Source organism: Bacillus sp. T3 (assembly GCF_033449965.1).
In the GTDB taxonomy this organism is placed as follows: Bacteria; Bacillota; Bacilli; order Bacillales; family Cytobacillaceae; genus Bacillus_BU.
In genome coordinates this window covers 4,546,918-4,555,000 of the sequence record NZ_CP137761.1, presented here as the reverse complement: position 1 = coordinate 4,555,000, position 8,083 = coordinate 4,546,918, and the positions used below count along the sequence as shown (strand labels likewise).

The following is an 8,083-nucleotide window of genomic DNA, read 5'->3' as shown; positions in this document are numbered from 1 at the left end:
TACCGGGGTAAAAAGCTAGGAGAAGCATTGTTAACAAAGGTTATCGAAGTGACAAAAAAATTAGGTGCAGAGAAAATGACATTAGAGGTTCGTGTAAGCAACAATATTGCACAGGGCTTATACCGTAAGCTTGGGTTTAAAGATGGGGCAATTCGCAAGGGATATTATACAGATAATCAAGAAGATGCTTTAGTGATGTGGGTGAATCTATGAGTAAAGATCAATTAATTATGGGAATTGAGACAAGCTGTGATGAAACAGCCGTGGCAATCATAAAAAATGGCCGTGAAATAGTTGCAAATATTGTTGCTTCCCAGATAGAAAGTCATAAAAGATTTGGTGGTGTCGTACCTGAAATTGCTTCAAGACACCATGTTGAACAAATCACCATTGTTTTAGAAGAAGCAATGAATCAGGCTGGAATTTCTTTTCGTGATCTAGATGCGATCGCTGTAACCGAAGGCCCTGGCTTAGTCGGAGCCCTTTTAATTGGAGTTAATGCTGCTAAAGCACTTGCTTTTGCTCATAATATCCCATTGATAGGTGTTCATCATATTGCTGGTCACATCTATGCGAATCGTCTCGTTACCGAAATGAAATTTCCGCTATTGTCTCTTGTTGTGTCAGGAGGGCATACAGAGCTTGTCTTAATGCAGGAGCATGGTGAGTTTAAAGTTATTGGAGAAACAAGAGATGATGCAGCAGGAGAAGCCTATGATAAGGTGGCTCGGACATTAAACCTTCCTTATCCAGGTGGTCCACACATTGATCGATTGGCAGCAGAAGGGAAGCCGACGATCGATTTACCGCGGGCATGGCTGGAAGAGGGATCATATGATTTTAGTTTCAGTGGCTTAAAATCTGCGGTCATTAATACAGTTCATAATGCAGAGCAGCGCGGTGTAGAGATTATCCCTGAAGACCTTGCAGCTAGTTTCCAACAAAGTGTTATAGACGTTTTGGTAACGAAGGCTCTAAAGGCTGCTAAGCAATTTGAAGTAAAGCAGGTTTTGCTTGCTGGTGGGGTTGCAGCGAATAAAGGGCTAAGAGCAGCGTTAACGGATGCATTTCAATCAATCCCTGACATGGAGTTAGTTATTCCGCCATTAAATTTATGTACGGATAACGCCGCCATGATTGCTGCAGTTGGAAGTGTTTTATTTGAAAAAGGAAAGCGTGCTGATTATTCATTAAACGCTAATCCCAGGTTTAGATATAGAATAAAGAAATTATTTGAATGTTCGACAAAAACTATCCACATGTAAAAAAATCGTAGAACTCTCCTTTTTTAAGAAAGGGGAGTTTTTTTGTGGATAAAACATTCTTTATATGTGGATATTGTGGATAAAACGGATATAAGATGTGGATAATGTGGAAAACTCCTGTGGATGTTGCAAAAATAATATTTATAATGTGAATAAAAATGTTAATAATTTATTTATAACCCTTTAAAAGGGTGTGAATAATGTCGAAAAATAAAAAGACTACAGGTAGGTGACTAATTCAAAGAGGTCACCTACCTGTAGTTACAACGATGTTTATTACTCTGCCAATTCTGCCCATTCCTCAAGAAGATTTTCAAGTTCAGAACGGGATTCTTCATTCTGTGTGTTTAACTCAAGCACTTTTTCATGATTTTGATAAACCTCAGGATCACAGAGGAGTTGTTCATTCGTTGAAATTTGAGCTTCTAGAGCCTCAATTCTCTTTTCAATTTCCTCAATTCTGCGCTTTCGTTGTCTTTCAAGCTTTTTTGCTTCCTTATCTTGTTGATAACTATTTTTAGATGGAGCATCTGCTGTGATTCCAGTAGTCTTCTCAGCAGAGGATGAAGCCTCAAGAGCTTTAAGCTCTTCTTGTTCAAGTTTCTTTTCGACGTAATAGTCATAATCACCTAAATACTCGACTGCGCCATTTTTGCTTAGTTCCAGTACTTTTGTAACAATCCGATTAATAAAATAACGATCATGGGAAACAAATAAAATCGTACCAGGGTAATCAATTAATGCATTTTCCAAAACTTCTTTACTATCTAAGTCTAAATGGTTGGTAGGCTCGTCCAAAATTAATAAATTGGCTTTTTGCATCATTAATTTGGCAAGCGCTAACCTGGCCTTTTCTCCACCGCTTAAGGTTGAGACGATTTTAAGAACATCATCACCAGAGAATAAGAAATTCCCTAAAACCGTACGGACCTCTTTTTCACTTTTTAAAGGATATTCATCCCATAGTTCATTTAAAACACGTTTGTTCGATGTTAATTCGGCTTGTTCCTGATCATAATAGCCAATTGTCACATTCGTACCGAATTGAAAATGACCCGCAAGCGGTTTAAGTTTGTCAACAATGGTTTTAAGCAAGGTTGATTTACCGATGCCATTTGGTCCAACAAGGGCAATACTTTCTCCACGAGTCATACGCAGTGAGATATTCTCACTCACTTTTTCATCACCATAGCCCACTGCTATGGAGTAAACATTAAGGACTTCATTTCCACTTTGTTTTTCAATATCAAAGGAAAACGTTGCAGATTTTTCGTTGCCTAGTGGTCTTGACATGACTTGCATCCGATCTAATTGTTTGCGACGACTTTGAGCTCGCTTAGTGGTAGATGCACGTGCTAGATTTCGGGCAACAAAATCCTCTAATTTAGCAATTTCATCTTGTTGCTTTTCATACATTTTCATTTCACGCTCGTAATTTGCAGCTTTTTGGTCCAAATAAGAGCTATAATTGCCGACGAATTTTGAAATTTGCTGTCGGGACATTTCGTATACTTGATTAACGACCTTATCTAAAAAATAACGGTCATGGGATACAATCAAAATGGCGCCTTCGTAATTTTGCAAATATTGCTCAAGCCACGATAATGTATCGATATCAAGATGGTTGGTCGGTTCGTCCAAAATAAGAATATCAGGTTTTGTTAATAGCAATTTGCCGAGAGCAAGGCGAGTTTTTTGACCGCCACTTAAACTAGAGATTTTGGTTGAATAGTCAAACGTGTGAAAATTCAAGCCGTGAAGCACAGAACGAATATCGGCTTCGTATTGATAGCCACCCATATCTTTAAATTGAACCTGTAGGGTGTCATATTCTTTCAAAACTCTTTCGTAGACGGATGAAACATTAAATACTTCTGGATCCGCCATCTGTAATTCATACTGCCGCAGTTTTTTCTCTAAACTTTGTAATGTTGCAAATACCGTCAGCATCTCTTCCCAAATCGACAGCTCCGATTCGAGGCCTGTATTTTGTGCCAAATAGCCAATGGTAACGTCCTTGGGCTTCATAATGTCACCAGAGTCATGGGACATATGGCCAGCAATGATTTTAAGCAAGGTCGATTTTCCTGCACCGTTTCTACCAACTAAAGCGATTCGATCGCGTGATTGTACTTCTAGTTTAATATTCGATAAAATAAGGTCTGCACCGTAGTATTTATTCAATTGATTAACTTGTAATAATATCATTTTATATTCACCTCTATTACGATAGAGTTAGTGTATCGTATTATAAGGATATCATCAATAACTCGAAGCTTGTGAAGAAAGATACAAGTTCATTCACACATGTTGGAAAAAATAGTGTATGATTCTTTTAGTGAGGTGTTAAATGAATGGGAGAATTTACTCATTTTAATGAAGAAGGCCGTGCGAAAATGGTCGATGTGAGCAGCAAACCAGAAACAATAAGGACCGCAGAGGCTTGCTCAAGTATAACAGTTAGCAATGATATATATGAAAAAATCACAAATAATGAAATGAAAAAAGGTGATGTTCTAGCTGTTGCTCAGGTTGCGGCAGTAATGGCATGCAAAAAAACGTGGGAAATCATTCCGATGTGCCATCCAATCCCATTAAATGGAGTGGATGTTTCCTTTGGCTGGGAAGAAGAAAAGGAAGACAATGAATATACATTGCATATTTCCGCAAAGGTTAAAACGAAAGGGAATACAGGTGTTGAAATGGAAGCGTTAACAGCTGCATCGGTTTGTGCGTTAACGGTTTATGATATGTGTAAGGCAATTGATAAAGGCATGGTTATTGGAAAAACGTATTTAGTTGAGAAAACTGGCGGCAAAAATGGAGATTTTATTAGAGAAGAGCGATTGAAATAAGCTTAATGAGAGAGGAGTGATGAAATGTCGAACGATCATACAACAAAAATTCCACAAGCGACTGCAAAACGGTTACCACTTTATTATCGCTTTTTGAAAAATTTGCATACATCTGGTAAACAACGGGTTTCATCTGCAGAGCTAAGTGAAGCGGTAAAAGTAGATTCTGCGACAATTCGTCGAGATTTTTCATATTTTGGTGCATTAGGGAAGAAGGGCTATGGCTATAATGTAAACTATTTGCTATCCTTTTTCCGGAAAACGTTAGATCAGGATGAACTGACAAAGGTAGCGCTCATTGGAGTTGGGAATTTAGGTACGGCGTTTTTAAATTATAATTTTTTAAAAAATAATAATACAAAGATTGAAATTGCCTTTGATGTGGACGAGGGAAAAGTGGGAACAAAGATAGGGAATGTTCCTGTTTACCATATGGATGAGTTAGAGAAGATTATTGAGCAAGAAGAGATTCATGTGGCGATTTTAACCATCCCAGCGCCAGTGGCGCAACCAATTACGGACAGACTGACTAGTGTGAGGATTAAAGGAATATTAAACTTTACACCAGCTCGACTTAATGTCCCGTCTACTATTCGGGTTCATCATATTGATTTAGCGGTTGAGCTGCAATCACTTGTATATTTCTTAAAGCATTATCCAAAAATTGAAGATATTGAAGTAGATGAAGAATAATGAAAAATGAGCCACTTAATTATGGCTCATTTTTTTTGATTATTTTCCTAAGTTTAAAGTGAAGGGCAATCAACCTTAAGCCTGAACCAAAATCAAAGGTTGCTAGGAGAACAAGGATGAAGCTAAAAATATCCCATCCGAATTGATTTACGTTATCGATAGCAAAGTACGTAAATATACAAGCAAGGATGATGTGGAAAAAAGCGGAAAACAAAGGTGAGAGTCTCATAATAATCCTCCGATAAAGCTTTGAATTTTTTCTGATTGTTCGATGATTCGATCGATATCTTCTTTAAAGACGGTTTGTATAACAACGACAAGTGAATTCATCGCAACATGGGCAAAAATCGGAACTATAATCCGTTTCGTCTTGACATAGAGATAGGCAAAGGTAAAGCCCATGGCAGAATAAAGCAATGTATGTTCAAGTTCCATATGTGCTAAAGAAAAAATAATCGAACTGATCAAGGCCGATAGAAAGAAGTTCATCCGTTGATAGAGTGCGCCAAAGATGATTTTTCGAAACACGATTTCTTCTAAAATTGGTCCGACAATCGAGCTAACAAAAATGACAATAGGGAAGCTTTCGATAATATTAATAATTTGTTGGGTATTATCAGAGCCTGTCTTAATCCCCATCATCGCTTCAATTTGGGCTGCAATTCCTTGTGCGAATAATGCTAAAAAAACACCTGTAATCGCCCAAATTACCGAGCTGAATGGATTTGCTTTTTCACGATAAGCTGTGGTTGTTGACTCTTTACGGAGAATCCACAGAATAATGACTAGAGTAATGGTGAAGCTGGCAACGAGCCAGATTGGAACGGACAAGGTTCTCATTTCGTCCACCGATTGACCAAATCTGGTTCCAATGAAAGTGGTTAACGGAATTCCAATAAAACTCGATAACTGCATGGTGAGATAGGCAATTAAGATAAACCAATATTCCTTTTTCAAAATAAATGGACTCCTTTTTAAAAAGCTAGGCTAAATCCCATTGTACAAATAATAAGCGAACGTTACAAATGAATAAGCTAATTTGCTAATTTGTCTTAGGTAATTTCAATAATATGGAATTATCTTTGAGTAAATAGGATATAAAAGGAAATGTGCAGCATACTTATTAAGGTTGAGTATGGTTTGTAAAGAAAGTGAAAATTTTTAATCATGACTCTTGCAAAAAATAGAGCAATTATTTATTATAATAATTGTGTTAGCACTCGGATGAGAGGAGTGCTAATAATCGATAATTTACATATTATTTGAGGAGGTTGTTTTACTTGTTAAAGCCAATTGGTGATCGTATTGTTATTGAGCTTGTTGAATCAGAAGAAAAAACTGCAAGCGGGATCGTACTACCGGACACTGCTAAAGAAAAGCCGCAAGAAGGAAAAGTAATTGCTGTCGGTACAGGTCGTGTACTTGATAGTGGCGAGCGAGTAGCAGTAGAAGTTGCTGTAGGCGATCGCATTATCTTCTCAAAATACTCTGGTACTGAAGTGAAATTCCAAGGTGCAGAATATTTAATTTTACGTGAAAGCGATATTTTAGCTGTAGTAGGCGAATAATCCAACACAAAACTCGATCCGAAGATCAAGTCAAATAGAACGAATATGAAATTTTAGAGGAGGTTATTTTACATGGCAAAAGAAATTAAATTCAGTGAAGATGCTCGTCGCGCGATGCTTCGCGGGGTGGATACACTTGCAGATGCTGTAAAAGTAACGCTTGGACCTAAAGGACGGAACGTCGTTCTTGAGAAGAAATTTGGTTCACCACTTATTACGAACGATGGTGTAACAATCGCAAAAGAAATCGAATTAGAAGATGCATTTGAAAACATGGGTGCTAAGCTTGTTGCTGAAGTTGCAAGCAAAACAAACGATGTTGCTGGTGACGGTACGACAACTGCAACCGTTCTTGCGCAAGCAATGATTCGTGAAGGTCTTAAAAACGTAACAGCTGGTGCAAACCCAATGGGTATCCGTAAAGGAATGGAAAAGGCCGTTGCAACTGCTATTACAGAGCTTAAAGCAATCTCTAAGCCAATTGAAGGCAAAGAATCGATTGCACAAGTAGCAGCGATTTCATCTGCTGATGAAGAAGTAGGGAAATTAATCGCAGAAGCAATGGAACGCGTTGGTAACGACGGTGTTATCACAATCGAAGAATCTAAAGGCTTCACAACTGAATTAGACGTAGTAGAAGGTATGCAATTCGACCGTGGCTACGCTTCAGCTTACATGGTAACAAACACAGAAAAAATGGAAGCTGTTTTAGAAAATCCATATATCTTAATCACAGACAAAAAGATCTCTAGCATTCAAGAAATCTTACCAGTACTTGAGCAAGTGGTACAACAAGGTAAGCCATTATTGCTAATTGCTGAAGATGTTGAAGGGGAAGCCCTATCAACATTAGTATTGAATAAACTTCGCGGTACATTCAATGCTGTAGCTGTTAAAGCTCCTGGCTTCGGCGATCGTCGTAAAGCAATGCTAGAAGACATCGCGATTTTAACTGGCGGTGAAGTCATCACTGAAGAGCTTGGCCGTGACCTTAAATCTACAACGATTACATCACTAGGTCGTGCTTCTAAAATTGTTGTAACAAAAGAAAACACAACAATCGTTGAAGGTGCTGGTGAATCTGCAGCAATCGCAGCTCGTGTAAATCAAATCCGTGCTCAATTCGAAGAAACAACTTCTGAATTCGACCGTGAAAAATTACAAGAGCGCCTAGCTAAATTAGCTGGTGGTGTAGCAGTAGTTAAAGTCGGTGCTGCAACTGAAACTGAATTAAAAGAGCGCAAGCTTCGCATCGAGGATGCCCTAAACTCTACTCGCGCTGCAGTAGAAGAAGGAATCGTATCTGGTGGTGGAGTTGCCCTTCTAAATGTATATAACAAAGTGGCTGCTATCCAAGCTGAAGGCGACGAAGCAACAGGTGTGAACATCGTATTACGTGCGATCGAAGAGCCTGTCCGCACTATCGCTGCAAACGCAGGTCTTGAAGGATCTGTTGTAGTTGAGCGCTTAAAGCACGAAGAAATCGGCATCGGTTTCAACGCTGCAACAAACGAGTGGGTAAACATGATCCAAGCTGGTATCGTTGACCCAACTAAAGTTACTCGTTCTGCACTTCAAAACGCAGCATCTGTAGCGGCCATGTTCTTAACTACAGAAGCTGTAGTGGCTGACAAGCCAGAACCAGCTGGCCCTGCAATGCCTGATATGGGCGGCATGGGTGGAATGGGCGGCATGATGTAAT

General features: G+C 38.8%; 9 protein-coding genes (1 of these 9 cut by a window edge). 6 read left to right on the top strand and 3 right to left on the bottom strand.

Features of this window, described 5'->3' with window-relative positions:
• A protein-coding gene (rimI, locus tag RGF10_RS23310; protein ID WP_318506160.1) for a ribosomal protein S18-alanine N-acetyltransferase crosses the window boundary here: on the top strand, window positions 1-213 show its 3' portion. The gene continues 237 nt to the left of window position 1, outside the view; 213 of the gene's 450 nt are visible here — the last part of the coding sequence; its start codon lies beyond the left edge, outside the window; its stop codon occupies window positions 211-213.
• A complete protein-coding gene (tsaD, locus tag RGF10_RS23305; protein ID WP_318506158.1) occupies window positions 210-1,265 on the top strand; it encodes a tRNA (adenosine(37)-N6)-threonylcarbamoyltransferase complex transferase subunit TsaD in 1,056 nt (351 codons plus the stop codon). Before rimI ends, tsaD begins: the two co-directional genes overlap by 4 nt.
• Window positions 1,266-1,541: 276 nt before the next feature.
• Here the strand turns inward: tsaD and RGF10_RS23300 are convergent, their stop codons facing one another.
• Window positions 1,542-3,473: an ABC-F family ATP-binding cassette domain-containing protein gene (locus RGF10_RS23300; protein WP_318506157.1), complete on the bottom strand. Its 1,932-nt coding sequence runs from the start codon at window positions 3,471-3,473 to the stop codon at window positions 1,542-1,544.
• A gap of 146 nt (window positions 3,474-3,619) precedes the next feature.
• On the opposite strand from RGF10_RS23300, the gene moaC reads away from it, so the two are divergent.
• Together moaC and RGF10_RS23290 are read left to right on the top strand one after the other, a co-directional pair.
• Complete coding sequence (gene moaC / locus RGF10_RS23295) at window positions 3,620-4,120, top strand: cyclic pyranopterin monophosphate synthase MoaC (RefSeq protein ID WP_318506155.1); 501 nt, start codon at window positions 3,620-3,622, stop codon at window positions 4,118-4,120.
• 24 nt (window positions 4,121-4,144) lie between these two features.
• Window positions 4,145-4,813 carry a redox-sensing transcriptional repressor Rex gene (locus tag RGF10_RS23290; RefSeq protein ID WP_318506154.1) on the top strand — a complete coding sequence of 223 codons (669 nt, stop codon included), beginning with the start codon at window positions 4,145-4,147 and terminating at the stop codon, window positions 4,811-4,813.
• A gap of 19 nt (window positions 4,814-4,832) precedes the next feature.
• Here the strand turns inward: RGF10_RS23290 and RGF10_RS23285 are convergent, their stop codons facing one another.
• Window positions 4,833-5,042, bottom strand: coding sequence for a YdiK family protein (locus tag RGF10_RS23285; protein WP_318506152.1), 210 nt, complete (start codon window positions 5,040-5,042; stop codon window positions 4,833-4,835).
• Window positions 5,039-5,770, bottom strand: a complete 732-nt coding sequence (locus tag RGF10_RS23280) for a CPBP family intramembrane glutamic endopeptidase (protein WP_318506150.1) — start codon at window positions 5,768-5,770, stop codon at window positions 5,039-5,041. The genes RGF10_RS23285 and RGF10_RS23280 overlap by 4 nt, the downstream gene beginning before the upstream one ends.
• A 323-nt stretch (window positions 5,771-6,093) precedes the next feature.
• Here RGF10_RS23280 and groES point away from each other — a divergent pair, with 323 nt between their 5' ends.
• Window positions 6,094-6,381: a co-chaperone GroES gene (gene groES, locus RGF10_RS23275; RefSeq protein ID WP_318509677.1), complete on the top strand. Its 288-nt coding sequence runs from the start codon at window positions 6,094-6,096 to the stop codon at window positions 6,379-6,381.
• A 72-nt stretch (window positions 6,382-6,453) separates the two neighbouring features.
• Window positions 6,454-8,082 (top strand): chaperonin GroEL, encoded by a 1,629-nt coding sequence (groL, locus tag RGF10_RS23270; RefSeq protein WP_318506148.1) that lies wholly within the window; start codon window positions 6,454-6,456, stop codon window positions 8,080-8,082.
• Window position 8,083: the final 1 nt, after the last annotated feature.